15 protein-coding genes are annotated in these 13,649 nt (G+C 69.3%); 10 read left to right on the top strand and 5 right to left on the bottom strand.

Features of this window, described 5'->3' with window-relative positions:
* Positions 1-6 precede the first annotated feature (6 nt).
* From atpA to M1L60_RS16040, 7 genes are all read left to right on the top strand, one after another.
* Positions 7-1,656 carry a F0F1 ATP synthase subunit alpha gene (gene atpA, locus M1L60_RS16070; protein ID WP_253238224.1) on the top strand — a complete coding sequence of 550 codons (1,650 nt, stop codon included), beginning with the start codon at positions 7-9 and terminating at the stop codon, positions 1,654-1,656.
* Positions 1,657-1,658: 2 nt separating this feature from the next.
* Positions 1,659-2,588 carry a F0F1 ATP synthase subunit gamma gene (locus M1L60_RS16065; protein WP_253238223.1) on the top strand — a complete coding sequence of 310 codons (930 nt, stop codon included), beginning with the start codon at positions 1,659-1,661 and terminating at the stop codon, positions 2,586-2,588.
* Positions 2,588-4,030 carry a F0F1 ATP synthase subunit beta gene (atpD, locus tag M1L60_RS16060; protein WP_253238222.1) on the top strand — a complete coding sequence of 481 codons (1,443 nt, stop codon included), beginning with the start codon at positions 2,588-2,590 and terminating at the stop codon, positions 4,028-4,030. The genes M1L60_RS16065 and atpD overlap by 1 nt, the downstream gene beginning before the upstream one ends.
* Before the next feature lie 156 nt (positions 4,031-4,186).
* A complete protein-coding gene (locus M1L60_RS16055) occupies positions 4,187-5,308 on the top strand; it encodes an LCP family protein (protein WP_438862114.1) in 1,122 nt (373 codons plus the stop codon).
* Positions 5,309-5,402: 94 nt separating this feature from the next.
* Positions 5,403-5,684 (top strand): F0F1 ATP synthase subunit epsilon, encoded by a 282-nt coding sequence (locus M1L60_RS16050; protein WP_221375854.1) that lies wholly within the window; start codon positions 5,403-5,405, stop codon positions 5,682-5,684.
* Between the two features lie 8 nt (positions 5,685-5,692).
* Complete coding sequence (locus M1L60_RS16045; RefSeq protein WP_253238221.1) at positions 5,693-6,154, top strand: DUF2550 domain-containing protein; 462 nt, start codon at positions 5,693-5,695, stop codon at positions 6,152-6,154.
* A 58-nt stretch (positions 6,155-6,212) separates the two neighbouring features.
* Entirely contained in the window at positions 6,213-7,013 is an 801-nt protein-coding gene (locus M1L60_RS16040; RefSeq protein ID WP_253238220.1) for a PhzF family phenazine biosynthesis protein, read from the top strand.
* On the opposite strand, the gene srmL is transcribed toward M1L60_RS16040, so the two are convergent.
* From srmL to M1L60_RS16025, 3 genes are all read right to left on the bottom strand, one after another.
* Positions 7,006-8,031 (bottom strand): PheS-related mystery ligase SrmL, encoded by a 1,026-nt coding sequence (srmL, locus tag M1L60_RS16035; protein ID WP_253238219.1) that lies wholly within the window; start codon positions 8,029-8,031, stop codon positions 7,006-7,008. The two genes, M1L60_RS16040 and srmL, sit on opposite strands and share 8 nt — an antisense overlap.
* Before the next feature lie 304 nt (positions 8,032-8,335).
* Positions 8,336-8,752 carry a VOC family protein gene (locus M1L60_RS16030; RefSeq protein WP_253238218.1) on the bottom strand — a complete coding sequence of 139 codons (417 nt, stop codon included), beginning with the start codon at positions 8,750-8,752 and terminating at the stop codon, positions 8,336-8,338.
* Positions 8,725-9,300 carry a cob(I)yrinic acid a,c-diamide adenosyltransferase gene (locus tag M1L60_RS16025; RefSeq protein WP_253238217.1) on the bottom strand — a complete coding sequence of 192 codons (576 nt, stop codon included), beginning with the start codon at positions 9,298-9,300 and terminating at the stop codon, positions 8,725-8,727. The genes M1L60_RS16030 and M1L60_RS16025 overlap by 28 nt, the downstream gene beginning before the upstream one ends.
* A 42-nt stretch (positions 9,301-9,342) precedes the next feature.
* Here M1L60_RS16025 and murA point away from each other — a divergent pair, with 42 nt between their 5' ends.
* A complete protein-coding gene (gene murA, locus M1L60_RS16020) occupies positions 9,343-10,629 on the top strand; it encodes a UDP-N-acetylglucosamine 1-carboxyvinyltransferase (RefSeq protein WP_253238216.1) in 1,287 nt (428 codons plus the stop codon).
* Positions 10,630-10,632: 3 nt separating this feature from the next.
* Here the strand turns inward: murA and M1L60_RS16015 are convergent, their stop codons facing one another.
* Positions 10,633-10,962: a hypothetical protein gene (locus tag M1L60_RS16015; protein ID WP_253238215.1), complete on the bottom strand. Its 330-nt coding sequence runs from the start codon at positions 10,960-10,962 to the stop codon at positions 10,633-10,635.
* Positions 10,963-11,100: 138 nt separating this feature from the next.
* Between M1L60_RS16015 and M1L60_RS16010 the strand changes: the two genes are divergently transcribed.
* On the top strand, positions 11,101-11,949 hold the full coding sequence (locus tag M1L60_RS16010) for a 3-hydroxyacyl-CoA dehydrogenase family protein (RefSeq protein ID WP_253238214.1): 849 nt from the start codon (positions 11,101-11,103) through the stop codon (positions 11,947-11,949).
* Between the two features lie 20 nt (positions 11,950-11,969).
* On the top strand, positions 11,970-12,293 hold the full coding sequence (locus tag M1L60_RS16005; protein ID WP_253238213.1) for a hypothetical protein: 324 nt from the start codon (positions 11,970-11,972) through the stop codon (positions 12,291-12,293).
* Here M1L60_RS16005 and M1L60_RS16000 read toward each other — a convergent pair.
* On the bottom strand, positions 12,290-13,585 hold the full coding sequence (locus M1L60_RS16000) for a hemolysin family protein (RefSeq protein WP_253238212.1): 1,296 nt from the start codon (positions 13,583-13,585) through the stop codon (positions 12,290-12,292). The genes M1L60_RS16005 and M1L60_RS16000 overlap by 4 nt on opposite strands.
* Between the last annotated feature and the right edge of the window lie 64 nt (positions 13,586-13,649).

Raw genomic sequence — 13,649 nt, 5'->3', positions numbered from 1 at the left:
CAGAGGATGGCCGAGCTGACCATCTCCTCGGACGAGATCCGGGGGGCGCTAGAGCGCTACGTCTCGTCCGCTACCAATGAGGTCACCCGCGAAGAGGTCGGCATCGTCTCCGATGCGGGCGACGGCATCGCGCACGTCGAGGGCCTGCCCTCGGCGATGGCGAACGAACTGCTCGAGTTCGAGGACGGCACGCTGGGCGTGGCCCTGAACCTCGACGTCCGCGAGATCGGCGTCGTGGTTCTGGGCGACTTCACCGGCATCGAGGAGGGCCAGCAGGTCAAGCGGACCGGCCGTGTTCTCTCGGTCCCGGTCGGCGACGCCTTCCTCGGTCGCGTGGTCGACCCGCTGGGCCGGCCGATCGACGACCGCGGCGAGATCGCCAACGAGGGCTTCCGTGAGCTCGAGCTCCAGGCCCCCAACGTGATGAACCGCCAGCCGGTGAAGCAGCCGCTGCAGACCGGCATCAAGGCGATCGACGCCATGACGCCGATCGGCCGCGGCCAGCGCCAGCTGATCATCGGCGACCGCAAGACCGGCAAGACCACGGTCGCGATCGACACGATCATCAACCAGCGCGCCAACTGGGAGTCGGGCGACCCGACCAAGCAGGTCCGCTGCATCTACGTCGCCATCGGTCAGAAGGCGACCACCATCGCCTCGATCCGCGGCACGCTCGAGGCCAACGGCGCGCTGGAGTACACGACGATCGTCGCCGCTCCCGCGTCCGACCCGGCCGGCTTCAAGTACATCGCCCCGTACACCGGCTCGTCCATCGGACAGCACTGGATGTACAACGGCAAGCACGTCCTGATCGTCTTCGACGACCTGACGAAGCAGGCCGAGGCCTACCGCGCGGTGTCACTGCTGCTGCGCCGCCCGCCGGGCCGCGAGGCCTACCCGGGCGACGTCTTCTACCTGCACTCCCGTCTGCTCGAGCGTTGCGCCAAGCTCTCCGACGAGCTGGGCGCGGGTTCGATGACCGGTCTGCCGATCATCGAGACGAAGGCCAACGACATCTCGGCCTACATCCCGACGAACGTCATCTCGATCACCGACGGCCAGATCTTCCTCGAGACCGACCTGTTCGCCTCGGGTGTCCGCCCGGCGATCAACGTCGGCACCTCGGTGTCCCGGGTCGGCGGTTCGGCGCAGGTCAAGGCCATGCGCTCGGTCTCCGGCCGGCTTCGCCTCGACCTGGCCCAGTTCCGTGAGCTGGAGGCGTTCTCCGCCTTCGCCTCCGACCTGGACCGCGCCTCGCGGGCCCAGCTCGAGAAGGGCGTACGCCTGGTCGAGCTGCTCAAGCAGCCGCAGTACTCGCCGTACTCGGTGGTCGACGAGGTCATCGTGATCTGGGCCGGCACCACGGGCCAGCTCGACGACATCCCGGTCGGCGACGTCCGCCGCTTCGAGCAGGACTTCCTGGGCTGGATCAAGCGGCACCGCAGCGACACCTACACCGCGATCGACTCGACCGGCCTGCTGTCGGACGACGACGTCGAGAACCTGAAGAGCGGCGTGACCGAGTTCAAGGAGCTTTTCAAGCGCGGCGAGACGGGTTCGGCGGTCAACGAGAACCCGGCCGAGCCCCTCGAAGAGGGTCGCCAGACGCGTGAGACGGTGACCCGCGAGGTCAACCGTCCGGCCGAAGAGAAGTAGTCATGGCCGGTCAGGTACAGGCTCTCCGACGGCGCATCCGCACCGTCAAGTCGACCAAGAAGATCGCGAAGGCGCAGGAGCTGGTCGCGACCAGCCGCATCGCCAAGGCTCAGGAGCGGGTCAACGCCTCCAAGCCGTACGCGGAGGCGATCACCCAGGTCCTGACCGCCTTGGCGTCCAACGCGACGATCGACAACCCCCTGCTGGTCCCGCGCGAGCGGGTCCGGCGGGCGGGTGTCCTGCTCATCACGAGTGACCGCGGCCTGGCCGGCGCCTACAACGCCAACGCCATCCGCACCGCCGAGCAGCTGATCGAGCGCCTCAAGGCGGACGGCAAGGAGCCGGTCCTGTACGTCGTCGGCCGCAAGGGCGTCGGCTACTACCGGTTCCGCAACCGGCCGATCGAGGCCAGCTGGACGGGCTTCTCCGAGCGTCCGTCGTTCCCCGACGCCAAGACGATCGGCGACGCCCTGCTGGACGCGTTCATCGCCGGCGCGGACGACACCGACAGCACCTATGGCCCCGACGGGATCCAGGGCGTCGACGAGCTGCACATCGTCAGCACGCAGTTCAAGTCGCTGATGACGCAGAGCGCCGAGGCGCACTTCCTGGCCCCCATGCAGGTCGAGGAGCGCGAGGTCGAGCCCGGTCTGCGCCCGGCCTACGAGTTCGAGCCGGACGCCGACGAGCTGCTCGACGCGCTGCTGCCGAAGTACCTCAACACGCGGATCTACGCGGCGTTGCTGGACTCGGCGGCAAGCGAGTCGGCGTCGCGGCGGCGGGCGATGAAGAGCGCGTCGGACAACGCGGACGACCTGCTCAAGCGGTACACGCGCGAGATGAACTCCGCGCGGCAGGCCGCGATCACCCAGGAAATCAGTGAGATCGTTGGCGGCGTCGAGGCGCTGTCCTCGGCAGGAAGTGATACGTGATGACTGCTGTAGCTGAGCCCACCAAGGCGGAGACCGGTGTCGGCCGCGTCGTCCGGGTCATCGGCCCGGTCGTCGACGCCGAGTTCCCCCGGGACGCCATGCCCGACATCTTCAACGCGCTGCACGTCTCGGTGACCCTGTCCGAGGGCACCAAGACGCTGACGCTGGAGGTCGCCCAGCACCTGGGGGACAACATCGTCCGCGCCATCTCGATGCAGCCGACCGACGGCCTTATCCGCGGGGCCGAGGTCTCCGACACCGGCTCGCCGATCTCGGTGCCCGTCGGTGACGTGACCAAGGGCCACGTGTTCAACGCCCTGGGCGAGGTGCTCAACGTCGACCCGTCGACGCTGGACATCCAGGAGCGCTGGTCGATCCACCGCAAGCCCCCGGCGTTCGCCGACCTCGAGCCGAAGACCGAGATGCTGGAGACCGGCATCAAGGTGCTCGACCTGCTGGCGCCGTACGTGCGCGGTGGCAAGATCGGCCTGTTCGGCGGCGCGGGCGTGGGCAAGACGGTGCTCATCCAGGAGATGATCATCCGGGTTGCCCGTAACTTCGGTGGTACGTCGGTGTTCGCCGGCGTGGGTGAGCGCACCCGCGAGGGCAACGACCTCATCCTCGAGATGGAAGAGGGTGGCGTGCTCGACAAGACCGCCCTCGTCTTCGGCCAGATGGACGAGCCGCCGGGCACCCGCCTGCGGGTCGCCCTGTCCGCGCTGACCATGGCGGAGTACTTCCGGGACGTCCAGAACCAGGAGGTGCTGCTCTTCATCGACAACATCTTCCGGTTCACCCAGGCCGGCTCCGAGGTCTCCACCCTGCTCGGCCGCATGCCGTCGGCCGTGGGTTACCAGCCCACGCTGGCCGACGAGATGGGCGAGCTGCAGGAGCGGATCACCTCGGTCCGGGGCAAGGCCATCACCTCGCTCCAGGCGATCTACGTGCCCGCCGACGACTACACCGACCCGGCGCCGGCCACCACGTTCGCCCACCTGGACGCGACGACCAACCTCGAGCGGTCGATCTCCGACAAGGGCATCTACCCCGCCGTGGACCCGCTGGCCTCCAGCTCGCGAATCCTGGCGCCCGAGTTCGTCGGCGCCGAGCACTACACGGTCGCCCGTGAGGTGCAGCGCATCCTGCAGAAGTACAAGGACCTGCAGGACATCATCGCCATCCTCGGTATGGACGAGCTCTCGGAAGAGGACAAGGTCACGGTGCAGCGGGCTCGCCGCATCGAGCGTTTCCTCTCCCAGAACACGTACGCTGCCGAGCAGTTCACCGGCGTGCCCGGCTCGACGGTCCCGCTCAAGGAGACCATCGAGGCGTTCAAGAAGATCAGCGAGGGCGAGTACGACAACTTCCCCGAGCAGGCCTTCTTCATGTGCGGCGGCCTCGAGGACCTCGAGAAGAACGCGCACGAGCTCATGAAGGGCTGATTCAGCCTCAGCGTCACCGGAGCCGCGCCGACCGTGATGGTCGGCGCGGCTTCGTCGTTCCCAGCCGTAACCATGTCCGATTTGTGGTGGTTGTAGCGCGCGAGAGCCGGCCGCACTGGTTACTCTTGACCATCGGTCGTGATCGAAGGGGAGCACGTGACGAAGTCTTCGAAGCGGACGCCCCTGTGGGCTCGGCTCTGCGCCATCTTCGGCTGTGTGCTCATGGTCGTGGCCGGTGGCGCCCTGGTCGCCCAGCAGGTGCTGGTGTCGCGCTACGCCGGCGCGGTCGAGACGCAAGACCTGTTCGGCAACGCGGCCGCGGCCGGCAGCGAGCAGAAGGTCTCCGACATCAAGGGCCCGCTCAACATCCTGCTGGTCGGCATCGACCCGCGTAGCGACGAGCAGACCCCGCTGTCCGACTCGATCATCGTGGCCCACATCCCGGCCGACATGAAGCAGGCCTACCTGTTCTCGATCCCGCGCGACCTGGTGGTCGACATCCCGCCCTTCGCCAAGACCGGCTTCAAGGGTGGCCGTTCCAAGATCAACGCAGCCATGGGGTACGGCAGCGCGGTCGGCAACGGCAAGCACGACGTGGTCCAGGGCTTCGACCTGCTGGCCAAGACGGTCGGGCAGCTCACCGGCATCCCGACCTTCGACGCCGGCGCGATCATCAACTTCAACGGTTTCAAGGCGATCGTCGAGGCCATGGGCGGCGTCACCATGACGATCGACCAGAACGTGAAGTCGGAACACCTGCAGCCCAACGGCAAGCCGCGCCCGCGCCTGTCCCGCTGCGCCGACAACTCGTGCGCCCACCCGTATTACGGCCCCCAGGCCGAGTACAAGAAGGGCACCTACCACCTGCAGGCGTGGCAGGCCCTGGACTACGTGCGGCAGCGCTACGGCCTGCCCCGGGGCGACTACGACCGCCAGCGTCACCAGCAGCAGTTCATCAAGGCCATGGCCAAGCAGGCGCTCAGCAAGAACGTGATCACCAACCCGGCCAAGCTCGACGCGGTGCTCAAGGCGGCCGGCAAGGCACTCATCTTCGACGGCAACGGCCACAGCATCGTCGATTGGGGCTTCGCGATGAAGAACATGCGCTCCGACGACATGACCCTGATCAAGCTGCCCGGCAACTCGATCATCGACAACGGCAAGTACCGGGGCGAAGAGCTGGACTCGAGCGCGAAAGACTTCTTCGCCGCCGTCCGGCAGGACCAGGTCCGCAACTTCATCTTCCGCAACCCCGAATACATCAACACCAACAGCTGATCACCTGTGGTAGTCACCACCCCCTACCACGGCGGCCCGGGGGTGCCGTTTAGACTTCACCCAATAGTTGAAGCAGCCTGAACAGGGAGACCACGTGGCCAACCAGCTGCCCGTCAAGGTCGTTGCCGTCGAGGAGCGTGTCTGGTCCGGCGAGGCCGAAATGCTTGTCGCGCGCACCACCGAGGGTGAGATCGGTGTGCTGCCGGGTCACTCGCCGCTCCTGGGCCTGCTCAAGGAGCCGTCGCAGGTGCGGGTCAAGCTCGCCGGCGGCGAACAGCTCACCTACGACGTATCGGGCGGCTTCCTCTCGATCGACGCCGACGGCGTGACCGTCCTGGCCGAGAGCGCCACGCCCGCCACCCCCGAGTCCCGCTGACTCCGGCGATGCAGGTTCTGGAAGTCTTCGGAATCTGTATCGTCGCGCTGCTCGCGCTCCTGTTCCTGGTTTTCTTCCGCCGCCGGCTGCTCATGGCCGGCGGCGGAACCATTCGCCTGCAGATCCGCGTCACCGAGCTCGTGCCCGGCCGTGGCTGGTCCACGGCGATCGGCCAGTTCGCCGGCGGCACGCTGCGCATCCACCGCCTCTTCAGCTTCGCCATCCGCCCCAAGCGCACGCTCGACCGCGCGTCGACCACGGTCGCCGGCCGCCGCCTCCCCGAGGGCCCGGAAAGGCTGACGATGCCCGGCCACTGGGTGATCCTGCGCCTGGCCACCACCGCCGACGAGCTCGAGATCGCGATGGCCGAGTCCACGGTGACCGGCTTCCTCTCCTGGCTCGAGGCCGCCCCACCCGGCCAGCCCGGCAGCGTCGCGCCCCGCCCGGCCATCCGCCCCGACGCCATCTAGCGCCTGTTGGTGCCGATTGGCTCTCGTCGCCGGGGGCCGCCTCTTCTAGCGTCGAGCCATGCGCATCCGAATCGTCGACGCCTTCACCGACCGCCCGTTCGCCGGCAACCCGGCCGGCGTGGTCGTGCTCGACCAGCCCGAGTTCCCCGACGCCGACTGGATGAGCCGGGTCGCGACCGAGGTCAACCTGTCCGAGACCGCCTTCGTCCACCCGCTCGACGGCGACGAGGCCGACTACGCGCTGCGCTGGTTCACGCCGGCCGTCGAGGTCAACCTGTGCGGCCACGCCACCCTGGCCACGGCCCACGTGCTGGCCCTCGAAGGCACCGTACGGTTCCGGACCCGCAGCGGCGTGCTGACCGCCACCACCACCGACGACTGGATCACGCTCGACTTCCCGACCGCGCCGCTGTCGCCCGTCGCCCCCGACCCCGAGTTGCTGGACGTGCTCGGCGCCACCCCCGTCTCGGTCCACCACACCGGCCCGAACACCGACGACCTGCTGCTCGAGCTGTACGACGAGAAGGCCGTCCGCGAGCTGACCCCCGACCTGGCCACGCTCGCCGGCTACGAGCAGCGCGGCGTCGTGGTCACCGCCCAAGCGGATGGCCCTTCCGCGGACTACGACTTCGTGTCCCGCTTCTTCGGCGCGGCCGCGGGAGTGGGCGAAGACCCGGTCACCGGCAGCGCCCACACCGCCTTGGCCCCGTTCTGGTCGGAGAAGCTGGGCGGCCGCAGCGACATGGTCGGCTACCAGGCGTCGGCCCGCGGCGGCTACGTCCGGGTCTCCCTGCGCGGCGACCGCACCCACCTGACCGGCCAGGCCGTCACCGTCATCGACGGCACCCTGCTCACCTGACCATCAGACCGGCGTAGAGGCGATCGCGCAGCGCGTTGGCCCGCTGCTTGGGCAGGGCCCGGTGCAGATCGCGCAGCACGACCCGGAGCAACACGTTGACCTCGCCCTCGCGCAGACCCAGCCGCTCCCGCGACGCCGGGGGCAGCTCGGCCGCCGGGGTCGCCGACTCGATGGTGACCTCTTCGACCAGGTGTGCGTCGCCCCCCAGCAGCTCGCGCACCCGGTCCCCGAGGTCCTCGACGGTGATCTCCACCGGCAGGGCCACCGACAGGTCCCGCCGGGCGGCCGGCTGCGCCGACACCGGCCGGTACGGCGTCAGGTCCGTCATCTGCGCGGCCACCCGCGGATCCTCCGAGCGCAGCAGCCGGATGTCGTCGACGCCCTTACGCAGCATGAGCAGCCGGTCCAAGCCCAGGCCCAGCGCCAGCCCGGTGGTCAGATGCGGAGCGGCCACCCCGCACTCGCCGATCTCCACCCAGGTCTCGCCCGACCACGCTTCGATCTCGAGACCGTCGGTGGTGTACGGGTGGATGGCCGGGCGCACCCGCCATGGCGTGCCCGGCAGGGCGGCCGTCACGGCCACCGCCACCAGTTCGATCAGGTCAGCCGGACCGCGGGTGATGCGCCAGAGGTCGAGTTGGTGCGGCGTGCCCGTGTGCAGCCGGTCGATGGAATCGCGCCGATAGACCATCCCCGGGCAGGCGATCAGTGCCTCGTCAGCCGTCAGATTTCGCAACGCCCCCGGTATCAGGGCCGAGGTCTGGGACCGCAACATGCGCCGCTCGTCGACGTAACGCGTGTACCGGCTGTCCCGAGCCGCCGCCTCGGGCGAGTAGCCCAACCGGTCGTAGTTGTCGGCCACGTCGACGATCCGCTCCCCGCGATGGACGACAAGTTCGGCGGCGGGCCACTTGGCGGTGGCGGCGCTGGTCACAGCCGCAACGATCAGCTGAATCGCATGCGGTCCCTGAGCCGGGTCGGTGAGGTCGCGGACGGCCAGATCGGTAGAGAGGGACATCGGCTTCTCCTTCGGGTAAAGGGGGAAGCCGAAACGAAGAACGGCCGCCCCAGTGGGACGACCGTGAGAAAACGCGCAGATCAGCCGGCCGCCGACAGGGGCGGGCCGAACGAAGCTGCGCGTGAGGTCATGCCTTCGATGGTGACACTCGCCGCGACCTACGTCATCGGGTTTTCCACAGTTGCGCGCTGTCCACAGGCGCTCAGCACGATCTCGCGCAAACACGCGAAAATGACCTCGGGGGCTCCCCCTTGGGAGGGCGGGGTCCCGGTGGTCGACGATCTTGAGGGGCGGAGCGAAAAGCCTAGTCAGGCGGCCCGGCTTGCAGTTCGACCTCGAAGCCCCACGGGTCCTCGAGGTAGGCGGCGTACGAGTCAGGCCCGCCCGCGCGCGGATGCCGCTCGGGAAAGAGCAGCGCCCACCCGTGCTCGGCCGACGCCGTGGTCAGGCGGTCGACCTCGGCCCGGCTGCCCGCGTTGAAGGCCAGGTGGTTCAGCCCAGGCGCCAGCCGATCATGCACGTCACCCGACAATGCCGGCGACTGCTCCAGCACCAGATAGACCCCCGAACACAGCCACGAGCGACCACCCGGCCAGTCCTGGTACTGCTGCCAGCCCAGCTCGCCCAGCAGCCACCCCCACGGCCCGAGAGCGCCGTCCAGGTCGGGCACCCACAACTCGACGTGGTGCAGCATCAGGCCGCGCCGCCGCCCGGCACCCATTTCACGTCGCCGCCGGGGTTGGCCGTGCGGGACAGGATGAACAGCAGGTCGGAGAGGCGGTTGAGATATTTCGCGGGCAGGTCGCTCGTACGCTGGGGGTCGGCTTTCATCAGGGTCCAGGTCGAGCGCTCGGCTCGGCGGGCCACCGTGCGGGCCACGTGCAGCAGCGCCGCCCCCGGCGTGCCGCCCGGAAGGACGAAGCTGTCGAGGGCGGGCAGGTTCTCGTTGAACTCGTCGCACCAGCCCTCGAGGCGGGTCACGTACTCCTCGGTGATCCGCAGGGGCGGGTACGGCGGGTTCTCGGTCTCGGGGTTGCAGAGGTCGGCCCCGACGTCGAAGAGATCGTTCTGGATGGCCGTCAGCACCGTGCGCAGCTCGGTGGGCAGGTCACCGAGGGCCAGGGCGACCCCGAGGGCGGCGTTGCACTCGTCGGTGTCGGCGTACGCGACGATGCGCGGATCGGTCTTGTCGGCGACCTCGTTGTTGCCGAGGCGGGTCTGCCCGGCGTCGCCGGCGCGCGTGTAGATACGGGTGAGGTGAACGGCCATCCCCCCACCCTACGGACGCGGGGGTGGGCGGCGGCCAATACCATGGCCCGCGTGGATGTGATCAGGGTGAAGGGCGGCACGCCGCTGACCGGTGAGGTCACTGTGGGCGGTGCGAAGAACTCGGCGCTCAAGCTGATGGCGGTGGCCCTGCTCGCGCCGGGCCGCAGCGTGGTCGAGAACGTTCCGCGCATCACCGACATCGCGATCATGGCTGAGGTGCTGCGCCGGCTGGGCTGCCAGGTCACGCTCGAGGGCGGCCAGGCGGTCATCGACGTGCCGGACGCGCCGGGCAGCGAGGCCGACTACGACCTGGTCCGGCGCCTGCGGGCGTCGATCTGCGTCCTGGGTCCGCTGCTGGCCCGTACGGGCTACGTCCGCGTCGCCCTGCCCGGCGGCGACATGATCGGCTCGCGTGGCCTCGACATGCACGTCAGCGGTCTGGCCCGGATGGGTGCGCAGATCTCCGGCGAGCACGGCTTCGTCATCGCCTCGGCCCCGGGCGGCCTGCGCGGCAGCAAGATCTGGCTGGACTTCCCGAGCGTCGGCGCCACCGAGAACCTGCTGATGGCGGCCGTCCTGGCCCAGGGCGTGACCGAGATCGACAACGCCGCCCGCGAGCCCGAGATCGTCGACATCTGCGAGATGCTGACGGCGATGGGCGCCAAGATCGACGGGGCCGGCACGTCGACCCTGACCATCGAGGGCGTCGAGTCGCTGCAGCCCGTGCGCCACCGCACCATCGGCGACCGGATCGTGGGCGGCACCTGGGCCTTCGCGTCGGCCATGACCCGCGGCGACGTGGTGGTCAACGGTGTCCGGCCCGAGTTCCTCGACCTCGCGCTCGACAAGCTGGTCACGGCGGGGGCCACGGTCGAGCCGGGGGACAACCAGTTCCGTGTACGCATGACCGAGCGCCCCAAAGCGGTCGACGTCGTCACCCTGCCCTACCCGGGTTTCGCCACCGACCTGCTGCCGATGGCGCTGGGCCTGGCCTCGGTGGCCGAGGGCTCCTCCCTGGTGACCGAGAACATCTTCGACGGCCGCTTCATGTTCGTGAACGAGATGGTGCGCCTGGGCGCCGACATCCGCACCGACGGCCACCACGCGGTCGTGAACGGGCGCGAGCGGCTGTCGGGGGCGCCGGTGCGGGCCACCGACATCCGGGCCGGGGCCGGGCTGGTCATCGCCGGTCTGTGCGCCGAGGGCGTGACCGAGGTCGGCGAGGTCCACCACATCGACCGCGGCTACCCCGACTTCGTCAACGACCTGGCCAAGCTGGGCGTCGAGGTCGAGCGGGCCGACGTCCCCGAGCCGACGTTCGATTTCTGAGACCTAGAGGGCGAGTCGCCGCGCTTCCTCGAGCTGGTCGGCGAAGACCAGCACGACCGTGCGCCCGTCACGGTCGTACGTCTGGGTGGCTCTGATCCCCGCGTCGCCGAGCCGCCGGCGGATCTCGTCGGCGATCTCGGCGTCGGCCGTGACAGCGGCCGGGCGGAGCAGGCCGTAGTCGGGTTCCCGGTCACCGAAGATGGCCAGACCCGATTCCGGGTCCCGGACCGAGGTCCACTGCAGGCCCATCCGCCAGAAGACCGCTCCGAGGAGGCCGACCAGTCCGACGGCGACCAGCGGCCCGATGAGATACCAGCCGTTCCCGGACGCCATGGGCACAGTCTCGCACCGGAACCGGGCGCTTTTACGGGGAATTGCCCCGATAGAGGTCCCACCCCTGGCCTGAGTTTCCGTTCAGTAGCCCCGCTAGGGTGAGCTAGTTGTTCCCGGCGTCACAGAGGAGTGCGTTTCATGGCGGGTCGTTTGGCGGTCATCGGCTCCGGACTGATGGGTTCCGGCATCGCGCAGGTCTCGGCCCAGGCCGGGTGGCAGGTCACGATGCGCGACGTGGACGACGCGGCGACGAGCCGCGGCATGGCGGCGATCCGCGACTCGCTGAGCCGGTTCGCGGCCAAGGGCAAGATCACCGAGGAGGAAGCCGAGGCCACCCTCGCCCGGATCACCCCCACCACCGACCTCGACGCCGCCGCCGAGGCCGACGTCGTGGTCGAGGCCATCTACGAGAAGGTGGAGGCCAAGCACGAGGTCTTCCGCGTGCTCGACAAGATCTGCAAGGCCGACGTGGTGCTGGGCACCAACACCTCGGCCATCCCGATCACCCAGATCGCCACGGCGACCGCGCGGCCCGAGTCGGTCGTCGGCATCCACTTCTTCTCGCCGGTGCCGATGATGAAGCTGGTCGAGCTGGTCCGCGGCTACCAGACCTCGGACGACACGCTGGTCGCGGCCCGCGCCTACGCCGAAGAGGTCGGCAAGACCTGCGTCGAGGTCAAGCGCGACGTCGCCGGCTTCGTCTCCAACCGGCTGTTCTCGGCGATCCTGGTCGAGGCGGTCAAGCTGGTCGAGTCGGGCGTGGTCAGCCCGGCCGACCTCGACACAGTGATGAAGCTGGGCTTCGGGCACTCCATGGGTCCGCTGGCCACGGTCGACCTGACCGGCCTCGACGTCATGCTCAACGCGGCGAGCAACATCTACCGCGACACCGCGGACGAGAAGTTCTTCCCGCCGGAGCTGCTGCAGCGCATGGTCCAGGCCGGCGACCTCGGCCGCAAGAGTGGCAAGGGCTTCTACACGTACTGAGGTGGCGTAGCCTGCCTTATGTGAACAATACGGGCGCGGCGGCGCCGGAGGAGATGCAGTGGGCGCTCGCCGAGGCGAGCAAGGAAGCCCTGGCTGTCGCCCCGGGCTGGTTCCGCACGTGGGCGACCGCCGAGGACAAGTGGTCGGCCGTCAACGTGCGGGCGGCCACCCAGGTCATCGTCAACCACAGCCGTGAGGACGGCCGGCACCCCAACAGCTGGACGGTGCGGGCCGTCTTCGGCACCCACGCGGTCGAGCTGCGCGTGGGCCCGTACGACTCGAAGGATCAGGCCATCCTGGTCGCGCACGCCGTGCTCTCGGTGGCCTACAACGGCACGACCTAGGAGTTCTGCTCCTGCTCCTCGCGGTCGGACGTGGCGACCCGCAGCCGCACCTTGGTGATCGCGCGCCCGGTGACCTCGGCCACCTCGGCCCGGTGCCCGTCGATCTCGACCACCTCACCGGCCTCGGTCGGGATGTGCCCGAGGTGGGCCAGCACCAGCCCGGCGACCGTGGTGTAGTCGCCCTCGTCGAGCCGCTCGACGTCGACGCCGATGTCGGGCAGGTCGTGGATCGGGAACGTGCCGGGCAGCAGCATCGCGCCGTCCGGCTCGCGCACCACGGACTGCACGTCGCGGTCGGTCTCGTCGTAGATCTCGCCCACGACCTCCTCGACCAGGTCTTCCATGGTGACGATGCCGTCGATGGCGCCGCGCTCGTCGACGACCAGGGCCAGCTGCTGACGCTGGACGCGCATCTGGCGCATCGCGTCCGACACCTTCAGCGTCTCGGGCAGGAACAGCGGGGCGAACATGTGATTGCGTACGGGACCCTCGGCGTCCACGAGATCACGCAGGTGCACCACGCCGAGCACGTCGTCCAGGCCCATCGGCCCGGTCACCGGCGCCCGCGAGTGCCCGCCCGCGATCAGCTGGCTCAGCGCCTCGTGCGACGGCGCGTCGGCCGGCACGACCAGAACATCCCTGCGCGGTACGAGGATCTCGCGCAGGATCCGGTCCGCGATCTCGAAGGCGCCGCTGATGATGGTGCGCTGCTCCGGCGTGAACTCCTGCTGCTGGGTGACCAGGTCGCGGATCTCCTCGGTGGAGACCTCCTCGCGGCCGCCCTCGGGGTCGTTGCCGGTGATCCGGACGATCATGTCGGTCGACTTGCCGAGCAGCCAGACCACCGGCCGCGACAGCGACGCCAGCATGTCGAGCGGCCGGGCCACCACCATCGCCCAGCCCTCGGCCCGCTGCATCGCGATGCGCTTGGGGGCCAGTTCGCCCACGACCAGGGTGAAGAAGGTCAGCACGATGGTGACGAGCACGATCGCCACCGGGTTGGCCGCCGATCCGAGGAAGCTGAGCGGACCCTCCAGCGGCTTGGCCAGCGAGACCGCGGCCGAGGCCGAGGCCAGGAAGCCGGCCAGCGTGATGCCGATCTGGATGGTGGCCAGGAACCGGTTCGGGTCGCGGGCCAGTTTGGCCAGCGTGCGGCCGGTGCGCGACTGCCGCTCGAGCCGCTGGAGCTGACTGTCGCGCAGCGAGATCAGGGCCATCTCGCTGCCCGAGAACGCCGCGTTGAGCAGCACCAGGACCACGACGAGGACGATCTGCCAGCCATATCCGCCCATGGCGGCGACCAACTCCTTAGCTCAGGGATCACGCCGGTGTACCCGCCGGCGGCCGTGATCAAGC

Source organism: Paractinoplanes aksuensis, assembly GCF_024137025.1.
GTDB classification, from domain to species: Bacteria; Actinomycetota; Actinomycetes; order Mycobacteriales; family Micromonosporaceae; genus Actinoplanes; species Actinoplanes aksuensis.
This window is presented reverse-complemented; position numbering and strand designations above follow the sequence as displayed.

Excerpts from the sequence above, each read along its gene's own strand:
- M1L60_RS16065 (WP_253238223.1), top strand. The coding sequence starts at position 1,659 with ATGGCCGGTCAGGTACAGGCTCTCCGACGGCGCATCCGCACCGTCAAG.
- murA (WP_253238216.1), top strand. The coding sequence starts at position 9,343 with ATGGCCCGCGTGGATGTGATCAGGGTGAAGGGCGGCACGCCGCTGACC.
- atpA (WP_253238224.1), top strand. The coding sequence starts at position 7 with ATGGCCGAGCTGACCATCTCCTCGGACGAGATCCGGGGGGCGCTAGAG.
- M1L60_RS16040 (WP_253238220.1), top strand. The coding sequence starts at position 6,213 with ATGCGCATCCGAATCGTCGACGCCTTCACCGACCGCCCGTTCGCCGGC.
- M1L60_RS16025 (WP_253238217.1), bottom strand. The coding sequence starts at position 9,300 with ATGGCCGTTCACCTCACCCGTATCTACACGCGCGCCGGCGACGCCGGG.
- M1L60_RS16045 (WP_253238221.1), top strand. The coding sequence starts at position 5,693 with ATGCAGGTTCTGGAAGTCTTCGGAATCTGTATCGTCGCGCTGCTCGCG.
- srmL (WP_253238219.1), bottom strand. The coding sequence starts at position 8,031 with ATGTCCCTCTCTACCGATCTGGCCGTCCGCGACCTCACCGACCCGGCT.
- M1L60_RS16030 (WP_253238218.1), bottom strand. The coding sequence starts at position 8,752 with ATGGGTGCCGGGCGGCGGCGCGGCCTGATGCTGCACCACGTCGAGTTG.
- M1L60_RS16010 (WP_253238214.1), top strand. The coding sequence starts at position 11,101 with ATGGCGGGTCGTTTGGCGGTCATCGGCTCCGGACTGATGGGTTCCGGC.
- M1L60_RS16015 (WP_253238215.1), bottom strand. The coding sequence starts at position 10,962 with ATGGCGTCCGGGAACGGCTGGTATCTCATCGGGCCGCTGGTCGCCGTC.
- M1L60_RS16000 (WP_253238212.1), bottom strand. The coding sequence starts at position 13,585 with ATGGGCGGATATGGCTGGCAGATCGTCCTCGTCGTGGTCCTGGTGCTG.
- atpD (WP_253238222.1), top strand. The coding sequence starts at position 2,588 with ATGACTGCTGTAGCTGAGCCCACCAAGGCGGAGACCGGTGTCGGCCGC.